17 protein-coding genes are annotated in these 18,032 nt (G+C 68.6%); 10 read left to right on the forward strand and 7 right to left on the reverse strand.

Going from position 1 to position 18,032, the window contains the following annotated elements:
• Positions 1-70: 70 nt before the first annotated feature.
• On the reverse strand, positions 71-607 hold the full coding sequence (locus tag ACFWN2_RS38665; RefSeq protein WP_382435528.1) for a TetR/AcrR family transcriptional regulator: 537 nt from the start codon (positions 605-607) through the stop codon (positions 71-73).
• Between the two features lie 71 nt (positions 608-678).
• Between ACFWN2_RS38665 and ACFWN2_RS38670 the strand changes: the two genes are divergently transcribed.
• The 6 genes from ACFWN2_RS38670 to ACFWN2_RS38695 all read left to right on the forward strand — a co-directional run bounded on the left by ACFWN2_RS38670 (position 679) and on the right by ACFWN2_RS38695 (position 6,954).
• Entirely contained in the window at positions 679-1,749 is a 1,071-nt protein-coding gene (locus ACFWN2_RS38670; RefSeq protein WP_382435529.1) for an FAD-dependent monooxygenase, read from the forward strand.
• A gap of 182 nt (positions 1,750-1,931) precedes the next feature.
• The gene (locus ACFWN2_RS38675; protein ID WP_382435530.1) at positions 1,932-3,107 is read left to right on the forward strand and encodes a nitric oxide synthase oxygenase; all 1,176 of its coding nucleotides are present in this window, start codon (positions 1,932-1,934) and stop codon (positions 3,105-3,107) included.
• 30 nt (positions 3,108-3,137) lie between these two features.
• The gene (locus ACFWN2_RS38680; protein ID WP_382435556.1) at positions 3,138-4,199 is read left to right on the forward strand and encodes an APC family permease; all 1,062 of its coding nucleotides are present in this window, start codon (positions 3,138-3,140) and stop codon (positions 4,197-4,199) included.
• 39 nt (positions 4,200-4,238) lie between these two features.
• On the forward strand, positions 4,239-5,336 hold the full coding sequence (locus ACFWN2_RS38685; RefSeq protein WP_382435531.1) for an NAD(P) transhydrogenase subunit alpha: 1,098 nt from the start codon (positions 4,239-4,241) through the stop codon (positions 5,334-5,336).
• Positions 5,333-5,599 (forward strand): NAD(P) transhydrogenase subunit alpha, encoded by a 267-nt coding sequence (locus ACFWN2_RS38690; RefSeq protein WP_053737731.1) that lies wholly within the window; start codon positions 5,333-5,335, stop codon positions 5,597-5,599. The genes ACFWN2_RS38685 and ACFWN2_RS38690 overlap by 4 nt, the downstream gene beginning before the upstream one ends.
• Positions 5,596-6,954, forward strand: a complete 1,359-nt coding sequence (locus ACFWN2_RS38695; RefSeq protein WP_382435532.1) for an NAD(P)(+) transhydrogenase (Re/Si-specific) subunit beta — start codon at positions 5,596-5,598, stop codon at positions 6,952-6,954. Before ACFWN2_RS38690 ends, ACFWN2_RS38695 begins: the two co-directional genes overlap by 4 nt.
• Here the strand turns inward: ACFWN2_RS38695 and ACFWN2_RS38700 are convergent.
• The 3 genes from ACFWN2_RS38700 to ACFWN2_RS38710 form a co-directional block, all read right to left on the reverse strand.
• A complete protein-coding gene (locus tag ACFWN2_RS38700; RefSeq protein ID WP_382435533.1) occupies positions 6,920-8,893 on the reverse strand; it encodes a putative bifunctional diguanylate cyclase/phosphodiesterase in 1,974 nt (657 codons plus the stop codon). The genes ACFWN2_RS38695 and ACFWN2_RS38700 overlap by 35 nt on opposite strands.
• Before the next feature lie 55 nt (positions 8,894-8,948).
• Positions 8,949-9,752 carry an SAM-dependent methyltransferase gene (locus ACFWN2_RS38705; protein ID WP_382435534.1) on the reverse strand — a complete coding sequence of 268 codons (804 nt, stop codon included), beginning with the start codon at positions 9,750-9,752 and terminating at the stop codon, positions 8,949-8,951.
• A 73-nt stretch (positions 9,753-9,825) separates the two neighbouring features.
• On the reverse strand, positions 9,826-10,860 hold the full coding sequence (locus ACFWN2_RS38710) for an MFS transporter (RefSeq protein WP_382435535.1): 1,035 nt from the start codon (positions 10,858-10,860) through the stop codon (positions 9,826-9,828).
• A 57-nt stretch (positions 10,861-10,917) separates the two neighbouring features.
• Here ACFWN2_RS38710 and ACFWN2_RS38715 point away from each other — a divergent pair, with 57 nt between their 5' ends.
• Genes ACFWN2_RS38715 through crcB form a run of 3 tightly spaced genes read left to right on the forward strand, consistent with a single transcriptional unit; the run spans position 10,918 to position 12,003 of the window.
• Positions 10,918-11,361: a MarR family winged helix-turn-helix transcriptional regulator gene (locus ACFWN2_RS38715; RefSeq protein ID WP_189159962.1), complete on the forward strand. Its 444-nt coding sequence runs from the start codon at positions 10,918-10,920 to the stop codon at positions 11,359-11,361.
• Complete coding sequence (locus ACFWN2_RS38720; protein ID WP_382435536.1) at positions 11,342-11,668, forward strand: fluoride efflux transporter FluC; 327 nt, start codon at positions 11,342-11,344, stop codon at positions 11,666-11,668. The genes ACFWN2_RS38715 and ACFWN2_RS38720 overlap by 20 nt, the downstream gene beginning before the upstream one ends.
• Positions 11,665-12,003: a fluoride efflux transporter CrcB gene (gene crcB, locus ACFWN2_RS38725; protein WP_382435537.1), complete on the forward strand. Its 339-nt coding sequence runs from the start codon at positions 11,665-11,667 to the stop codon at positions 12,001-12,003. Before ACFWN2_RS38720 ends, crcB begins: the two co-directional genes overlap by 4 nt.
• Here the strand turns inward: crcB and ACFWN2_RS38730 are convergent.
• The 3 genes from ACFWN2_RS38730 to ACFWN2_RS38740 form a co-directional block, all read right to left on the reverse strand.
• Positions 11,978-14,491, reverse strand: coding sequence for an NACHT domain-containing protein (locus tag ACFWN2_RS38730; RefSeq protein WP_382435538.1), 2,514 nt, complete (start codon positions 14,489-14,491; stop codon positions 11,978-11,980). The genes crcB and ACFWN2_RS38730 overlap by 26 nt on opposite strands.
• 16 nt (positions 14,492-14,507) lie before the next feature.
• Entirely contained in the window at positions 14,508-16,739 is a 2,232-nt protein-coding gene (locus ACFWN2_RS38735) for a HelD family protein (RefSeq protein ID WP_382435539.1), read from the reverse strand.
• A gap of 124 nt (positions 16,740-16,863) precedes the next feature.
• Complete coding sequence (locus ACFWN2_RS38740) at positions 16,864-17,292, reverse strand: MarR family transcriptional regulator (RefSeq protein ID WP_382435540.1); 429 nt, start codon at positions 17,290-17,292, stop codon at positions 16,864-16,866.
• Positions 17,293-17,429: 137 nt separating this feature from the next.
• Between ACFWN2_RS38740 and ACFWN2_RS38745 the strand changes: the two genes are divergently transcribed.
• On the forward strand, positions 17,430-18,032 hold the full coding sequence (locus ACFWN2_RS38745) for a hypothetical protein (protein WP_382435541.1): 603 nt from the start codon (positions 17,430-17,432) through the stop codon (positions 18,030-18,032).

Below are 18,032 nucleotides of genomic sequence, written 5' to 3' on the forward strand. Positions count from 1 at the left end.
TGCGGTGAGGCACACGTCCTTGATCAGAGGTAGAAGACCCCGTACCCGAATCCCATGAAACCCACGGTACCTACGGTCGCAACGCCTTTTCGACGGCGTTCCTCAGGTCCAGCAGGCTTTCCGGGGTGCCCGGTTCCGGCCCGACCGTGCTGCCGCCGCCGACCAGCCGGTAGAAGAGCAGGCCCTCCAGGAACGCCGTGAAGTGCGCGCCCGCCCGTTCGGGATCGGCGTGGCCGAGCATCCTCGCGAGCGCGGTGGCCTGCTCGCGCGGCGAGTGGACCAGGATCGACTTCAGCTCGGGGTGGTGCGTGGCCTCCAGCATCGCCGCGTACCGGGCGAGCGTGCGGTCGCGTTCCACGAGCCAGCTGTCGAGCGTCTTCGCGATGCTGCCGGCGACGTCGTCCGGATCGGGCGCCACGTCCAGTCGTTCCTGGTCGGCCAGCCGCTCCACGAACCCCTCGACCAGCGCCTTGCGCGTGCGGAAGTACGCGCTGGTGGAGCCCTCCGGCAGACCCGCCCGGCGGTCGACCGCGCGGTGGGTGAGCCCGCGCATGCCCTGTTCGGCGACGAGCTTGATCGCGGCGTCGGTGATGACGTCTCTGCGCACCTGTGGTCCCAATCTCTCTACATCCGTAGTCTACAGGTGTAGATTCCTCTACACCTGTAGAGGAGGAAGCGATGAAGGCGATCGTGGTGGGCGGCGGCATCGGCGGGCTGGCGGCGGCGGTGTCGTTGCGGCGCGTCGGCTGGGAGGTCGAGGTCCACGAGCGCGCGGCCGCGTTCGGCGAGATCGGCGCCGGTGTGGGCGTCATGCCGAACGCGATGCGCGCGCTGGAGTGGATGGGCCTCGACGACGAGATCCGGCGGCTCGGCACGCCGCGCGTGTCGGGTGGCGTGCGGGCCGAGGACGGGCGCTGGCTCGTGCACCTGCCGGACGTGGGGCAGGAGAAGGTGATCGCGATGCACCGCGCCGACCTGCACGGCGTCCTGCTGCGCGCGCTGCCGTCCGAGGTCCTCTTCAACGACGTCGAGGTGACCAGCGCCGAGGACCTGGACGCGGACCTAGTGGTGGCGGCGGACGGCATCAACAGCCGCCTGCGCGCCGAACTGCTGCCGGACGCGCCGGGGCCGGTGTACGCGGGCGCCACGGCGTGGCGTGGAGTGGCGCCGGGACCCTACGACCTGCCGATCTCGCAGACGCTCGGTCCCGGAGGTGAAGCCGGGATCCTGCCGCTCGGCGACGGCAGGGTGTGCTGGTACGTCGCGAAGGTGGCGCCCGCCCAAGCCGACCTGGACCCCGTCGCGCTGTTCGCCGGCTGGCACGACCCGTTGCCGGAACTGGTTCGCACGACCGCCGACGTGATCCGGCACGACATCCACCAGTTGCCGTTGCTGCCCACGTTCGTGAAAGGCCGGGTGGCGTTGCTCGGCGACGCGGCGCACGCGATGACGCCGTACCTCGGGCAGGGAGCGTGCATGGCGTTGGAGGACGCCGTGACATTGGCTCTGTGCAACGGTGATCTCGCGCGGTACGACGCTTTGCGCAGGCCGCGCACGCAGTCCGTGTGGAAGGGTTCGCGCATGGCGGGGAAGTTCGGGATCGAGATGCGGTCGCCGATCGCCTTGGCGCTGCGGAACTTCGCGTTCCGCGTGGTGCCACCCTCCTTGGCAATTCAGGGGATGACGCGCTTCTCGGCGTGGGAGGTTCCTCAAGTTCACTCGAACGGGTCGAATCCCGCGGTGAACTGAATCACTGGTCAATGTTTGATTTCGGCCTGATAACGGTCAAGAACCACCCTTTGTCGCGCCCTTTGTCACCCAGTTGTAGGATCAAGTAACTGCTGAGCGTGTCGGACGCGGTCCAGTGATCCAGATGGCGTAGCGCGACAGGCGGTTCCTCCTACACGAAAGCGCAACTACGGTGCCTCGCCATGACCCCCGTCCCGACTGACGTGTTGCCCCGTTCCCTGACGGCGCTTCCCCCGGCGCAGGTCGAGATCACCGGCGAGATCGACATCGCCGAGGCTGAGGACTTCGTCCGCCAGCACCACACCGAACACCCCGAGCTCGGTCCCGTCGAGGACAGGCTCGCCGAGGTGCACGCGGAGATCGCCGCGACCGGCACCTACCGCCACACGACCGAGGAACTGACCTTCGGCGCCCGCGTGGCCTGGCGCAACAGCTCGCGCTGCATCGGCCGCTTGTACTGGCGGAGCTTGAAAGTGCGCGACCAGCGCGAGGTGTCCGCTCCCGCCGACGTGGCGCAGGACTGCGTCGAACACCTCCGCGTGGCCACGAACAAGGGCAAGATCCGGCCCGTCATCACGGTCTACGCCCCCGCCGAGCCCGGCACGCACGCGCCGCAGATCGTCAACGAGCAGATCATCCGCTACGCCGCCTACCGCGGTGCCGACGGCGGAGTGCTCGGCGACGCGCGCAACCTCGCCCTGACCGAGCTCGCGCTGAAGCGCGGCTGGAAGCCCCCGGCCACGCGCGGCCCGTTCGACGTGCTGCCGCTCATGGTGAACTGCCAGGGCCAGGAGCCCGCGCTCGTCGAGATCGCCGCCGACGACGTGCTCGAAGTGTCGTTGTCGCACCCCGACTTCCCGTGGCTCGGCAAGCTCGGCGTGAAGTGGCACGCCGTACCCGCGATCAGCAACATGCGCCTGCGCATCGGCGGCATCGACTACCCGTCGGCGCCGTTCAACGGCTGGTACATGGGCACCGAGATCGGCGCCCGCAACCTGGCCGACTCGGACCGCTACGACCTGCTGCCGTACCTCGCCAAGCGAATGGGCCTGGACATGTCGTCGGAGGCGACGTTGTGGCGCGATCGAGCCCTGGTGGAGCTCAACCGCGCCGTCCTGCACTCGTTCGCGGAGGCCGGGGTCACGATCACGGACCACCACACGGAGTCGCAGAGGTTCCTGACACACCTGGAGAAGGAGGAGGCCGCCGGCCGTTCGTGCCCCGCGGACTGGTCGTGGATCGTGCCACCCGTGTCGGGCGGGCTGACACCGGTCTACCACCGGTACTACGACACCGATGAACTGCTGCCGAACTTCTTCCCCGCTTCGAAGCCCTCGGGTTGCCCTGTATCGCATTGATTTGGCTGCACACTGAGCCGTGTGCGGTTGATCAGAAGTCTTTCGCTGACCGACGCCGTGTTCGTCGGGCTCGGCTCGATGATCGGCGCCGGAGTGTTCGCGGTGCTCGCCCCGGCCGCCGCCGCGGCCGGGTCCGCGTTGCTCGTGTCCCTCGTGATCGCGGGGGTGATCGCCTGCTGCAACGCGTTGTCGAGCGCCTGGCTGGCCGCGCGTTATCCGCAGTCCGGTGGCACGTACGTCTACGGCCGCGAACGGCTCGGGCGCCTGTGGGGTGACCTGGCCGGGTGGGCGTTCGTGCTCGGCAAGACGGCGTCGTGCGCGGCCATGGCGTTGACGGTCGGTTTGTACGCCGGTGCGCCGAAACCCGTTGCGGTGGCGGCGATCGTGGCGCTGACCGCGCTGAACCTGACCGGTGTCCAGAAGTCCGCACTGGTCACCCGAGCCATCGTCGTTGTCGTGCTGCTCGTGCTCGTTCTCACGTCCGTGACGGCTCGCGAGGCCGTGCAGCCGGCGGAGTTCCTGCCCGCAGGAATCCTTCCCGCCGCCGCGCTGCTGTTCTTCGCGTTCGCCGGCTACGCGCGCATCGCGACGCTAGGAGAGGAGGTGCGCGAACCCGCACGCACGATTCCACGCGCCGTGGTCATCTCACTGGCGATCACGCTGGTCGCGTACGCCGTCGTGGCGGTGGTGGCTCTGGGTGCGCTGGGCAGTTCGCTGGCCGTGTCGACGTTGGCGGACGTCTCGCCTTCGCTCGCGCCCGTGATTCGCGTGGCCGCCTGCCTGGCCGCTCTGGGGTCGCTGCTCTCGTTGCAGCTGGGCGTGAGCCGGACCGCGCTGGCGATGGCGCGCGACCGCAGGCTGCCGGGGTTCCTGGCCGACCTGCGCTGGGCCGAGGTCGCGACCGGGCTCGTCGCGGTCGGACTGGTGCTCACCGTCGACGTCACTCGCGCGATCGTGTTCAGCTCGTTCTGCGTGCTGCTCTACTACGCGATCGCCAACGCCAGCGCGTGGACGCTCGGTAAGCGGCTTGTGCCCGCGGTTGGGCTGGCAGGGTGCCTGACGCTCGCCGGTGCGGTGCTCTGGCAACTGTGATGTGGCCCAGGTCACCTTTGATCGCGTAACGTGCGTACGGTGAAAGTGGGAACCCCCGCAGAGTCGCGGCCCGCCGAGCGCCGAGTCGCCTGCGTACCGGAAACGGTGTCGTCGCTGGTCGACGCTGGACTGACCGTGCACGTACAGGAAGGCGCTGGGCGCCACGCCCACGCCCTCGACGCCGCCTACCGAGCGGCCGGGGCGACCGTGACGCCCGAGGACCCGACATCGGAATCCGATGTCGTCGTGTCCGTGCAGCCGTTGACCATCGACCAGGCCTCGGCGCTGAAACCCGGTGCCGTCACGATCAGCTTCCTGCAGCCCCAGGCCGAACGGGACCTGCTGGAGGTCTACCGCGACCGCCGGGTGACGTCGTTCAGCTTCGACCTGCTGCCCCGCGTGACCCGTGCCCAGACCGCGGACGCCCTGTCGTCCCAGGCGCTGGTGGCGGGCTACCGGGCCGTCCTCGTCGCCGCCGAACGACTACCGCGCTTCCTGCCGATGTTCACCACCGCCGCCGGCACCGTGCCGCCGGCCAAGGTGCTCGTGCTGGGAGCCGGAGTGGCGGGCCTGCAGGCCATCGCGACCGCCCGTCGTCTGGGCGCCGTCGTCGAGGCCTACGACGTGCGCAAGGCGGCGGGGGAGGAGGTCCGCAGCCTGGGCGCGAAGTTCCTCGAACTCGACCTGGAGACCCAGTCCGGCGTCTACGCGTCCGTGCAGTCCGAGGAGTTCCTGGAACGCCAGCGAGAACTCATCGGCGAGCACGTGGCCGCGTCCGACGTCGTGATCACCACGGCCGCCATCCCCGGCCGCAAGGCCCCGGTGCTCGTCACCACCGACATGCTCAAGGCCATGACACCCGGCTCCGTGCTGGTCGACCTGGCAGCGGAGTCCGGCGGCAACTACGCCGGATCCGTTGCGGGACAGGAGACCTGGGTCGGCGACGTGCTGGTGCACGGCGCGCTGAACCTGCCGTCGTCCATGCCGGTGCACGCGAGCCGGCTGTACTCGCGCAACGTCCTGAACCTGCTCAAGCTGATGATCGCGGACGGGTCGGTGTCGCCGGACCTCACCGACGAGGTGCTCGACGGCTGCTGCCTCACCCACGACGGTCAGATCCGCAAGGAGTCACCGTGATCGATCTGCTGACGATCTTCGTGCTGGCCGTGTTCGTGGGCTTCGAGGTGGTCTCGAAGGTGTCCACGATCCTGCACACGCCCCTGATGTCCGGCGCCAACGCCATCCACGGCGTCATCCTGGTCGGCGCGATCCTGATCACCGGGTCCGCGGAGAGCACGCTGGAGCTGGTTCTCGGGTTGCTCGCGGTCTTCCTGGCCACGGTCAACGTCGTCGGCGGGTTCGTGGTGACGGACCGGATGCTGGAGATGTTCAAGCGATGACGGTCCAGCTGATGTACCTCGTCGCGTCGGTGTGCTTCGTCCTGGCGCTGAAAGGCCTGAGCTCGCCCAAGTACGCGCGCTACGGCAACTTCATCGGCGCGTTCGGCATGCTGGTCGCCGTAGTCACCGCGTACCTGCACGGTGTCGTCCACAACGGACTGTGGATCCTCATCGCCATCGCACTCGGTGTGGCCGTGGGCATCCCGGCCGCGCGGTCGGTGAAGATGACGGCCATCCCGCAGATGGTGGCGCTGTTCAACGGAGTCGGTGGCGCGGCCGCCGCACTCGTGGCGCTGGCGGAGTTCTTCGCGGTGCCGGACACGACCGTGATGTTCCGGCTCGCGACCGTGCTGACGGTGCTGATCGGTTCGGTCAGCTTCTCCGGCTCGGTGGTCACGTTCCTCAAGTTGCAGGAGCTCATGACGACCCGTCCGGTGCTCCTCCCGGCCGGTCAGCAGCTGGCGATCGCGGCCGGTGTGTCGTCGGTTGCCTTGTGCGCGTTGACGATGGCGGTGCCGAACGGGTTCCTGCTGTGGTTGCTGGCGGCGGTCGGGCTCGCGTTGGGCGTCCTGTTCGTGCTGCCGGTCGGCGGTGCGGACGTGCCGATCGCGATCTCGTTGCTCAACGCGTTCACCGGTCTCGCGGTCGCGGCGTCCGGGTACGTGCTGGCGAACACGCTGCTGATCGTCGCGGGCACGCTCGTCGGCGCGTCCGGCACCATCCTCACGCGGTTGATGGCGCAGGCGATGGGGCGGTCGCTCGCGAACATCCTGTTCGGCGCGTTCAAGGCGACTGCCGTTGTCGCGCAAGGGGAAGAGCAGCGGACGGTCAAGTCCGGCACGGTCGAGGACGTCGCGATCCTGCTGGGGTACGCGAACAACGTGGTCGTCGTGCCGGGGTACGGGCTTGCCGTCGCGCAGGCGCAGCACGCGGTGCGGGAGCTGGTGTCGACGCTGGAGAAGCGCGGAGTGGCGGTGGCGTACGGGATCCACCCCGTCGCGGGGCGGATGCCGGGGCACATGAACGTGTTGCTGGCCGAGGCCGACGTGCCGTACGAGCAGCTCAAGGAGCTCGACGACGTCAACCCCGGCATCACGTCGGTCGACGTGGCCGTGGTGGTCGGCGCCAACGACGTGGTGAACCCCGGCGCACGCGACGAGCCCGCCAGTCCTATCTACGGCATGCCGATCTTCGACGTGGACCGCGCGAAGTCCGTGGTGTTCATGAAGCGGTCGATGCGGCCCGGGTTCGCGGGCGTGGACAACGAGCTGCTCTACAACCCGAAGACGACGCTGCTGTTCGGGGACGCGAAGGACTCGCTCACGAAGCTTCTGGCGGCGGTGAAGCAGCTGTAGCGAGCAGGTCGGTCACCTCGGCGGCGGTCAGGGCGGGCAGCAGGCCGATGCCGCCGTCCGCGCCGGCCTGCCGCCAGTGGCCGGCGTCGGTGAGGGTGTGCACCTCGTCGACGGCGAACCGCACGCCGAGGCCGTGCACCGTCGTGATCAGGGCGCGCATCGCCTGGTGCAGCGGAGAGTCCGGGCTCGGCGCGGGTGCGCGGGTGATCACCGAGCGGACCGGCACCTCGGTCAGCACGGCCAGCTCGTCGTGGCCGCCGCGGAAGCCGTCCAGCGCCACGACGATGCCGCTGTCGTGCAGCACCAGGGCGTTGTCGTCGCCGGCGAGCACCGACGAGATGTCGAGTGCGATCCGCAGCCGTTCCGGCGGCAGACCCGTTTCGTCCAGGGCCCGTTTGACGTCCGCGACCAGGTCCTCGTCGCGGGACTGCAAGGCGCCCAACGCGATGTGCAGCGTGGGCGCCCCGTCACCGAACTCCTCGACCCATCTCGCGGCCTGAGCGCACGCCTCGCGCAGCAACCACCTGCCGATCGGCAGCGACAGGCCCGTCGAGTCCGCCAGCGCCATGGTGTCGTTGTGGCTCAGGTCGTCCCAGTGCAGGCGGGCGACGGCGCCGAGCACCTCGCGGGTCGCCAGGTCGTGCACCGGCGCGTAGACGATCTCGATCTCACCGTGCTCCCACGCGCCCGGCATGGACGCGGCCAGCGCGTACTTGCCGCGGCGGCGGGCGTCGTCGTGCGGGTCGTGCAACGCCCACTGCCGCTTGCCGCGCGCTTTCGCCTGGCGCAGGGCGGCGTTGGCGCAGCGCATCAGTTCGGCGGCGGTCGCGAACGCCGGAGGCCGGTCCACCACGCCGATGCTGGCCGACAGCGCGATGCCGTGGTCGTCCACGAAGGTCGGTTCGGCGAGGGTCTCCTGGATCTCCTCGACGGTGGACGTGACGTTGTCGCCGACCGTGATCAACGCGAACTCGTCGCCGCCGATCCGCGCCACCACGGCGTTCTTCTCGGCGGCGAGCTTGCCCAGACGTGCCGCGACGATCTTGAGGAGCTTGTCGCCCGTCTCGTGGCCCAGGCCGTTGTTGACGACCGAGAACGCGTCCAGCCCCAGGTGGTACAGAGTGATCGGGGTGCCGTCGAGCTGCCGTTCAACCTGGGAGACGAAGTGCTGGCGGTTCGACAGGCCGGTCAGCGAGTCGTGCAGCAACTGGTGGTCGAGGCTGCGTTGCAACAGGTGCAGCTCGCTGATGTCGTCGACCATCGTCACGTGGTGCGTCGGGCGGCCGTCCGCGTCGCGCAGGACCGAGACGACGAGCTGAACCCACACGGGCTCGCCGTCCGCGCGGATGAGCTTGCGCTGGTCGCGGAACCTGTCGAGGTGCCCCTCGCTGACCTTGCGGTACGAGGAGCCGAGGGCGGCCAGGTCCTCGGGGTGGTAGAAGTCGCGCAGGTCGCGGTCGGTGAGGTCGGAGCCGGAGTCGAGCCCCACGATCTCGGCGAGCTTGTCGTTCGCCTCGACGCACCGGCCCTCCAGGTCGGTGATCGCGATGCCGAGCGCGGCGGAGTCGAACACCTCCTGGAACCGGGCCTGGCTGACCTTGAGCGTGCGCTCGACCCGCTGCTTCGCGCGCACGATCGCGACCTTGATCTGCTCCTGCTGGTCGAACGCGTCCGTCCGCATGGCCTGCGCGTACGCGGAGCTGAGCCTGGCCAGCAGAGGTAGTTCGAACGTGGGCGAAAGGACCTCGATCGTGGCACGCAACGAGTCGGGTCCGGTCGCGTGCAGTGACACCAATCGATAGGCGACCGATTCGGGTGACTCCGGCAGATCGCGCAGCGAGTCGAGCAGTGACTGCTCGATTTCGGCGTGGGAAAGCGGGATGTACGCGGTCGACGTCAACGCGTTCATCCAGCGGGCGGCGAGCTCCGGAAGTTCCATCCTGTTCACAGAGCGTACGGATTCACCGCCGCGCGGCCAATAACGACAGGCCGCGCTACACCTTGCGGCCGACCGCGGCGTAGATGCCCGCTTTGTCCGGGTCGTCGATGTTCGCGCCTTCGGGCCGCCACAGCGGCGTCGGCACGATGCCGGGCTCCTCCAGTTCGAACCCGTCGAAGAGCGCCTCGATCTCGCTCCTCGTGCGCGGGTACATCGGGTTCTGGCTCTTCTTCATGACCTCGACGACCCCGGCCATCTCCTCGGGCTGCAGGTCCTGGGTGAACTGCGAGACCGCGAGGTAGCTGCCCGCGGGCACGGCGTCGCGGTACGCCGCCACGATCGCGTTCGGGTCGGCCTGCGGCGGCACGAAGTGGAAGACGCCGGCCGTGAGCACGCCGACCGGTTGCGTGAAGTCGATCAGGCCGCTGTGCCGGGCCGCCTCCAGCACCTCGGCGGGCCTGGTCATGTCCTCCTGGATGATCGTCGCGCGCGGGTCCTGCTCCAGGATGAGCTGGCTGTGCGCGACCGCGACCTCCTCGAAGTCCACGTACACGACGTGCGCCTCCGGGTCGGCCTTCTGCGCGATCTCGTGCACGTTGCCGACCGTCGGGATGCCCGAGCCCAGGTCGAGGAACTGCCGGATGCCGCGCTCGATCATGAACAGCACGGACCGGCGCAGGAACGCCCTGTTCAGCCGCGCGATCGAGCGCGCGTTCGGCTGCGCCTTCAGGAACTTGTCCGCCAGCGCGCGGTCGGCCGCGAAGTTGTGTCCTCCCCCGAGCAGGTAGTCGTAGAGGCGCGCGGCACTCGGCATGCCCGTGTCGACGCCTTCCGGAACCCAGCTCACCCGTTCAGACATGTGATCAGGCTACTGAGACGCGTTGCGCGCGCGGCAGTGCATGAGCCCATTCGGAGCAGTGAAACCGCTGCTATCACTGGAAAGTGTGAATCAACAGCGTCGCCACCGCGACGCCCAGTGCCGTCCCGAGCCCACGCGCGACGTTCACCAGTCCACTCCCGACCCCGGCCGCCCCCTCCGGCAACGCGCCCATCACGCGTTTCGTGCAGGCGGGCGCGATGATCCCGAGCCCGATGCCCGCGACGACGAGCTGAACCACCTGTGGCACAGGCATGATCAGCGCGGTAGCCGAGATCAGCGCGCCCGTGGTGATGCCGGGCCTGCTCAGCAACGTCGCCGCGATCGCGAACCCGAGCGGCAGCGCGGCGACCGTGAGTCCTATCTGTGCCAAGGGTTGTCTCATGGTGAACGGCAGCAGCGTCATCGGCGCGAACAACGCGGCGTACGTGAGCAGCACGCCCACGAGCCCCGGCACGACCTTCCAGCTCGGCTTTCCCTTGTCCCTGCTGGTCTTCGTGCGGGGGAGCAGGTAGTGCCCGGCGACCATGGCCACGACGCCGATCGGAACGTTGATCGCGAACACGGCCTGCCATCCGAAGTTCTCGGTGAGGTACCCGCCGAGCAACGGCCCGGCCGCGAGCCCCGCCGCCTGCGCCGCGGCCTGGATGCCGAGCGCCTTGCGCCGCTGGCAGGGCGCCACCGCCGTGGTGACCAGCGCGACGCTGTTCGCCTGCAACATCGCCGCCCCCACGGCCTGCGCCACGCGGGCCGCGATGAGCGCATCGAACCCCGGCGCGTACACGCACGCTACGGATGCTCCGGTGAACAACGCGAAGCCGTAGATGTAGACGATCTTGCGGCCGACCCGGTCCGCGATCCTGCCCATTGGGACGAGCAGCGCCACGAGCGTGATCAGGTAGCTGAGCGAGATCCACTCGGGGTCGGCCTGGAAGTGCGCGCTCATCGCGGGGAACGCCAGCGTGACGATCGAGGCGTCGAGCTGCCCCATGAACGCCCCGAAGCAGACCGTCGCGATGACCAGCCAAGGCGCGTACGTCCGGCGTGCGATCCACGCCGGCCGGGGCGACTCCGTGACGAACCAGTTCATCGTAGGCCGATTATATCTGACACAGAGCCATTAGTGGTCGTTCAGTATCATTTCCGCATGTCAGACGAAGCCCGCACGCTCACCGACGTCGTCACCCGCCTGCGCCGGGCGCTGCGGACGAGCATCCGGGCCGACTGGCCGTGGGAATCCCTGCCGATGGCGCAGGTAGAGCTCCTGCAGACCCTCGCGGAACGCCCGCCGATGAAGGTCGGCGACCTCGCCGCGGCCCTGAGGCTCGCCCCCAACACGGTGTCCGGACTGGTGTCCCAACTGATCGACTCGGGCCTCGTCGTGCGCGGCGGAGACCCCAAGGACAGGCGGGTAGCGCGACTATCCGTCTCACCCCGTGGACACGAACAGCTCCTCGTGTGGCAGCGCGAACACGAGAAGCGGATCGGCGCCGCGTTGGGCAAGCTGGAGTCCTCCGAACGGGAGGACGTCGTGCGCGCGTTGAAGGCTTTGGACCACCTGGTGGAGCACCTTGCCGAACCCTCAGCCTGATCCTGGTCTGCGGTTCGTCGCTCTCGTGTCGCTGGGCGGCGGGCTCGGGGGCGTGGCGCGGTACGGGCTTTCGCTTTTGGTGCCGGGGGCCTGGGGGCTGTTCCTGATCAACGTGCTGGGGTCGTTCCTCATCGGCGTGCTGATGGGGACGGTGCCCCGGCCGTTGGTGCGCGCGTTCTTCGGGGTCGGGGTGCTGGGCGGGTTCACGACTTTCTCGTCGTACGCGGCCTCGTGGTCCTGGGCGCTGTTGGTCACGCCGGTTTGTGCTGTGCTGGCGGCGTTTCTCGGGTTGCGGGTGACCCGGTGACCGTTCTCGTCGTGTTCTTCGGTGCCGCTTTGGGGGCTCCCTGCCGGTATCTGCTGGACCGGTTCGTGCAGGCGCGGCACTCGGTGGACTTCCCGTTCGGCACGTTGGTGGTGAACGTCGTCGGGTGTTTGTTGATCGGGTTTGTTGTGGGGACGTCGTGGATGCCGTTGCTCGGGGTTGGGTTTTGCGGTGGGCTCACGACTTATTCGACGTTCAGCTACGAGACGGTGAAGCTGCTGGAGGCGGAGAAGTACCGGTCGGCGTTGCTGAACGTGCTCGTCAGCGTGGTGCTCGGCGTCGGCGCGGCGGCTATTGGTCTTGCGCTAGCACGCTGATCTCGCCGCGCTCCCAGCGAAGCAAGAATTCCCGCACGGGTTCGATGATCCCGTCGGTGTCGTGCCAATGGGCAGGTTGTGCCCTGTGTTCGAACGTCTCCAGGTAGGGCAGGCACAGCATCATCCGGAGACTGTCGCCGTGGTGAAAGTGCCTCGAATGAGCCGGTGTGTCCGTCCACGGTGACGGCAGGGTGGTCATCATCGTCGCGATCGAGTCCGCCTCAGCGAGGGAGAAGGGGAGCACCTCACGTTCGAGGAGCAGGAAGGCCACGGGGAGGTACGTCGAGCTGCCGACATTGCATTCCGCGTAGAGGGCAGCGACACCCGTGCGGCAGAGGATCGTCTTCAGCGACTCCGGTTCAGCAACGGCCCAGCACGCCCATGGTGCTGACACCTGGAGTTCTCGCAGCTCATGTTGATGACGCAGCAACAGGTCCCGGCGGAACTCATGCCTGTCGTGCAGGGCGTTGATCACGAGGGTGGTGCCGAGCTCGCCTTGCGCTATCAGCGATCCGAGGTGGTCGATCAGCGTTCGCTCGATCACCTGTCTGTTCAGGCGGGAAGAAGCGTGTACGCAGTCCTGTAGTGGTGCGTCCATCATCGCCGTGTCGACTCGCGTGGTGGTTCGAATGCCGGGCGGAACCAGGACGAACTGTTCCAACGCCGCGATGGTGATCGATCGTACGAGCCGATCGCTGGGAGCCACGTGGTGCAACGCACGGGCGGCGAACCCCAGTCCACCACGGGAAAGAGCCTCGGCCAGCAACTCGTCGGCACCACCCTCGACATTGCGTTCGTAGAGCTGCAACACGATCTGCGCCACGACGTCCCACTGCTCGACGTTCGGCTTGAGGACCGCCCACAGCGCCTCGGCCGTGCGATGTGTGCGCACCAGGTACTCGGCGGCGAAGTACTCCAGAAAGGTCCGGTGGGTGAAGCCGAACTGCGGTTCGGACTCGGTCGCGCCGACGTCGGCGAGGATCCAGGCCCGGCCTGTGCAGTGCGCGAGGAACTCTTCGGCCATCGCCACGGACTCGTCGTGGTCGTCGAGCTTCTTGTCCAGGTACGCCGCGAGGGTGTTGACGACCTTGGTGCGGGTCTGCGGCTTGCCGGACTCCGTTGCGCTGAACACGTTCCACGCGAGGTGCTGCACCGCGCCGCGCAGGCGTCCGTGGAACTTGAGCGGCAGGTCGATGCCGCGCTTCGAGTCCCACTGCTCGAACAGCATCAGCGCGCACCGCTCGTAGACCTGCGCGAGGTTGTGCGGCAGGTAGCGGTCGCTGGAGTACATGGCGCACAACAACGTCAGCAGCAACGCGTTGCCGCGCAGCTCCGAGATCTGCGTGCTGTCCTCCAGGAACGAGCTGATCAGCTGGTCCTGTTCGGCGGGCGAGGTGGCCTCGTCGAGCTTGAACCACCGCGACACGTAGGCGGCCACCTGGTGGTCGTCGAACTCCGCGATCTGGCTGGACACGAACAGGTCGGTGCTCAGGGGCGCGTCCTCGTAGCCGATCTTGCGGGCCGTGACCAGGATCGGCACCAACGGGTAGAGGTGCGCGAACCCCTCCACCAGCGACACGACCCGGCGTCGCAGTTCCGTCTGCACCAGTTCGTCGAGGCCGTCGAGGATCACGACCGCGCGGCCGGTGCGCAGCAGGTACTCGACGGCGTCCTGGGGCGGCTTGACGTTGTACGGCGCCTGGCACACCTTCTCCAGGTAGTGCGGTAGGTCGCGGCCGCCTTCGCCGAACGAGGTGGTGAACTCGCGCAGCACCAGCAGGAACGGCACCCGGCCGGAGCCGTCGACTGCGACGTCGTGGGCGAACTTCGCGGCCAGCGTCGACTTGCCGGCGCCGGGGTCGCCCTGCACCAGCACGCGTTCGCCCGGTGCGCCGATCCGGAAGTCCGACTTCGAGGCGAGTGCGGGCTCGACGTAGAGCTGGTCGTAGCGGACCGAGCGGCTGACACCGATGTGTGGCATGCGGATGCGGCTGTGCAGCGCGGCCACCTGCTCGCGCATGCGCGCGGCGAAGGCGTGGATGCGGGCGGACGACCTGAGGCGCTTGAGAAGGACGCTGTTGTTCGTGGCCGCGGTGTAGAGGTCGCGGCGGTCGATCCTTCCGCTGGTGCGGGCGAAGTGCGGTTCGACCTCGTCGCAGGCCGCGATCATCACGTCGTGCACGATGGCGGTGACGCGGGACAGCGGGTCGTCGGACATGCCGGCCAGCCTGAGGCCTTCGCGCAGCTGGTCCTTGGCGGCTTTGCCCGCCATGTTGCCGATGCGCTTCTGCGCCACGACCGTCGCGAAGTCGGGGGAGTCGAGGTAGGCCCCTAGCGCCTCGACGTCCGGGCGGCTCAGGTCGGTGAAGAGGTCGGTGGTCGCCGCGCTCGTGGCCGCCGGCCGGGGGAGTTGCTCGGTGAGGCGGGACGAGAGTTGGTCGCTCACCTCGACGACGACCCGGATGACCGCCGACTCGATGCTGGCCATCCGGGTCTCCCGTTCGTTAAGAAACGTCCTTCAGCCGGGACAGCACATCGGGCAGCGCACCGGTGTGCACGACGCCGAGTCGTTGCGTGGCACGGGTCAGCGCCACGTAGAGGTCCGACGCTCCCCGAGGCGACTCGGACAGGATGCCCGAAGGATCCACGACGACCACCGAGTCGAACTCCAGGCCCTTGGCGTCCGTCACGCCGAGCACCACGACCTGGGCCTCCTCCAGCTCGTTGCCCACGGACGAACTCGGTACGGCGGAAGCGATCGCCGCGCCGACGGACGGCAGCAGCGCGGCCGGCACGATCACCGCGATCTTGCCGTCGCCGACGGCCGTGACCTCACGCGCAACCAGGTCAGGTACCTCGGAGACGAGCGACGGCACGGACGAAACCCAAGGTGCCACGCCGGTTTCGCGGACGGAGGTCGGTGGCACCAGGGCGGGGTCGACCGAGGCGAGCACGTCCGCGGCCACCTCCATGATCTCGGCCGGCGTGCGGTAGTTGACCGTCAGTTCCGTGAGGCGCCAACGGTTCTGCACGTACGGCGACAGGACGGCGCCCCACGAGGTGGCGCCGCCGATGTCGCCGGTCTGCGCGATGTCGCCCACGACCGTCATGGACTTGCTGGGGCAGCGGCGCATCAGCGTGCGCCAGGCCATGGCCGAGAGTTCCTGGGCCTCGTCCACGATGATGTGGCCGAACGTCCAGGTGCGGTCGGCCGCGGCACGTTCCGCGGCGGTCTCGTAGTGGTCGACGCCGTGGCGTTCGGCCAGGCGGTACGCGTCGACCAGGTCCGAGGCCATCAGGATGTCCGGGTCCGCGTCGTCGTCCAGGTCGAGGATGTCGAGGACTCCCTGCGCGTACTCGACCGCCTGGCGGCGCTGGCGGTCGGCGCGGGCCTTGGCCTCGGTGTCGTCCTCGCCGAGCAGTTCGGCGGCCTCGTCCAGCAACGGGACGTCGGCCGGGGTCCAGTCGTCGCCGGTGCGCTGGAGCAGGTCGCGTTCCTCGCGGGTGAACTTCGTCATCGCGCGGTTGCGGCGCTTCGGGTTCGCGTAGAGCTCCGAGAGCAGCGAGAACGGGGTGAGCACCGGCCACAGCGACGAGATCGCGGCCTGCACCTCCTCGGACTCGCGCAGCTCGCGGCGGATGTCGTCCATGTCCGCCTTGTCGAGCAGGTGGTTGCCCAGCCTCGACGCGACCATGCCGGACAGGGACGAGATGATCTCGCGCGCGAACGTGCGGCGGGCCTCGTTGTGCGGGCGGCGGGTGCGGCGCGCCCTGCCTCGCGCGTCGGAGATCGCGCGGCGGTCCAGGCGCAGCACGTCGTTGTCGAAGCGGACCTCGACGGACGGCGGTGCCTCCTGGCGGTCGCGCACGGCCGCGGCGATCACGTCGGCCATCTGGAGGCGGCCCTTCACGGCCGCGGCCTCCGGCGACTCGCGGCCGACGGCGGTCAGTCCCGGGTACAGCTCGCCGACCGTGGAGAGCAGGACGCCCGTCTCACCGAGGGACGGGAGGACCTGGCTGATGTAGCGCAGGAACGTCGTGTTCGGTCCGACGACCAGAACACCGCGTTTCGCCAGCTGTCGACGGTGTGTATACAACAGGTATGCGGCTCGGTGCAGCGCTACGGCGGTCTTGCCGGTGCCCGGTCCGCCCTGCACGACGACGACGCCGTTGAGCTCGGACCGGATGATCTTGTCCTGCTCGGCCTGGATCGTCGCGACGATGTCGCTCATCTGGCCGGTGCGCGACTCGTTCAACGCCGCCAGCAGCGTCGCCTCGCCGGTCAGGCTGTCCTTGGCCGAGCGGTCGACCGAGTTGATGTCGAGCACCTCGTCGTCGAGGCCGATCACCTTGCGCGAGCGGGTGCGCAGGTGCCTGCGCCTGCGCACGCCGTCGGGGGAGGCGGCGGTCGCGAGGTAGAACGGCCTGGCGGCGGGCGCACGCCAGTCCATCAGCAGCGGCTCGTATTCCTTGTCCTCGTCGAACAGACCGATTCGGCCGATGTAGAAGCGGTCTTCGTTGTGGAAATCGAGCCGGCCGAACGCGAGTCCGTTCTCGACAGCGCTGTACTGGGCCAATTGATCTGTGTACATCGCGACGGACGTGTCGCGCTCGGACCGCATCTGGTGCGTGCCGCCGGTTTGTCGCAACGATTGTGCGAGTCGTTTCGACGTCTGTTCACGGAGGTCGTCGAGCCGGCCGTACAACATGGCCACGTATTCCTGCTCCGGCTCCATTTCGGCGAGCCGGAGGTCATCGGAGGGGCTTGACAACTTGCCTCATTTCTCGATACGATGCGACTTCGGAATTAAATCCGTGTAGCACCGTCCTGCCTGCGCCGGGTCGCTTAGCGCAGACTGTCTAATCTACACGCATATCAGCGTGGTGCAGGTACGCCTTCCGCAGCAGTGTGGCCAACGTATCGCGCTCGTGCGGCGTCAACGGTGCCAGCAGCTCCTCCTCGTGCGCCGCAGCCGCCTCCAGCCGGTCGTCCAGCGCCTGCCTGCCTTCACCGGTGATCGACACGGTGAACCGCCGCCGGTCCTTCTCGTCCCGCCTGCGCTGGGCGAACCCGAACCCTTCGAGGTCGTCGAGCACCGACACGAGGTCGCTCGGATCCATCCGCACCCGGTCGCTGATCCGCTTCTGCGCCACCGCCTCCTGCTCGGACAGGTACGCGAGCACCGTCAGGTGGGGCCCGCGCAGGCCCGCGCGCCCGATCCGCCGGGCCTCGCGCACCAGCCCGAGCATCAGGTAGCTGGGCAGACGCAGAAGCCGATCGATGCTCATGTCCTCAAGTCTAAGAAGGCTCCAGTAGCTCGATCGTGGATTGCGCTGCGTGATGAACGCTCCCGGTCGGGGGCCGTCGGAGTGAGCGTTGGGGTGACGTTTCTCCGCAAACCACCGGAGAACGGCAAGGTGGGGGTATGACGCGTGCGGAGATCGTCCGGCTCGCCCGCTGTGTGGTGCGCCGGCCCCGGTGGCAACTCGTCGTCGCGGTGCTCCTGTCCGCGTGGACACTCGCCTGGGTGCTCGGCCAACTCGCCGCCGATCCCCTCAGTCCGCTCGGTCTGCTGGCGTGGACCGGCATTCCACTCGATTCGGCATCCCTATGGGCTCAGGAGCGCGCGGACGTCCTCGTGTGGCTCGCGACACTGGGCGGTCTGAGCTGGGCGGCCACCACCGAACAGGGTCAGCTGCCCGCTCTCGCCGGGTGGTTCGCGGTCCTGGTCGCGGGGGAGGCGGCCGGGTACGAGCACGCGGTGCAGCGGGCGATGCTGAGCATGGTCGTCTTCCTGCTCGTGCTCGCGGCCGTGTCGATCACGGGCCGGCGCGCGTTCGTCGTCGACCGCGTCGCCGTCATGCCCAAGGACGTTATGCGCGCGGGCATCACCGCCGCCGTGCTGACCGCCGTCGTCCCGCTCATAGCCCCTGGCCTGGCCGTTGTCCGCCTGGTTCGCCCTTACGTGACGAAACCGCCGCGCCTGCTGAGGCGGGTTGAGGCCCCGTTGCTGCGGGAAACCGGATGA

Origin of the sequence: Lentzea sp. NPDC058436 (assembly GCF_042721515.1) — a bacterium.
GTDB lineage: Bacteria > Actinomycetota > Actinomycetes > Mycobacteriales > Pseudonocardiaceae > Lentzea.

Coding starts and splice junctions, on each gene's coding strand:
- ACFWN2_RS38670 (WP_382435529.1), top strand. CDS start 679: ATGAAGGCGATCGTGGTGGGCGGCGGCATCGGCGGGCTGGCGGCGGCG.
- ACFWN2_RS38675 (WP_382435530.1), top strand. CDS start 1,932: ATGACCCCCGTCCCGACTGACGTGTTGCCCCGTTCCCTGACGGCGCTT.
- ACFWN2_RS38695 (WP_382435532.1), top strand. CDS start 5,596: ATGACGGTCCAGCTGATGTACCTCGTCGCGTCGGTGTGCTTCGTCCTG.
- ACFWN2_RS38700 (WP_382435533.1), bottom strand. CDS start 8,893: ATGGAACTTCCGGAGCTCGCCGCCCGCTGGATGAACGCGTTGACGTCG.
- ACFWN2_RS38705 (WP_382435534.1), bottom strand. CDS start 9,752: ATGTCTGAACGGGTGAGCTGGGTTCCGGAAGGCGTCGACACGGGCATG.
- ACFWN2_RS38710 (WP_382435535.1), bottom strand. CDS start 10,860: ATGAACTGGTTCGTCACGGAGTCGCCCCGGCCGGCGTGGATCGCACGC.
- ACFWN2_RS38715 (WP_189159962.1), top strand. CDS start 10,918: ATGTCAGACGAAGCCCGCACGCTCACCGACGTCGTCACCCGCCTGCGC.
- ACFWN2_RS38730 (WP_382435538.1), bottom strand. CDS start 14,491: ATGGCCAGCATCGAGTCGGCGGTCATCCGGGTCGTCGTCGAGGTGAGC.
- ACFWN2_RS38735 (WP_382435539.1), bottom strand. CDS start 16,739: ATGGAGCCGGAGCAGGAATACGTGGCCATGTTGTACGGCCGGCTCGAC.
- ACFWN2_RS38740 (WP_382435540.1), bottom strand. CDS start 17,292: ATGAGCATCGATCGGCTTCTGCGTCTGCCCAGCTACCTGATGCTCGGG.
- ACFWN2_RS38745 (WP_382435541.1), top strand. CDS start 17,430: ATGACGCGTGCGGAGATCGTCCGGCTCGCCCGCTGTGTGGTGCGCCGG.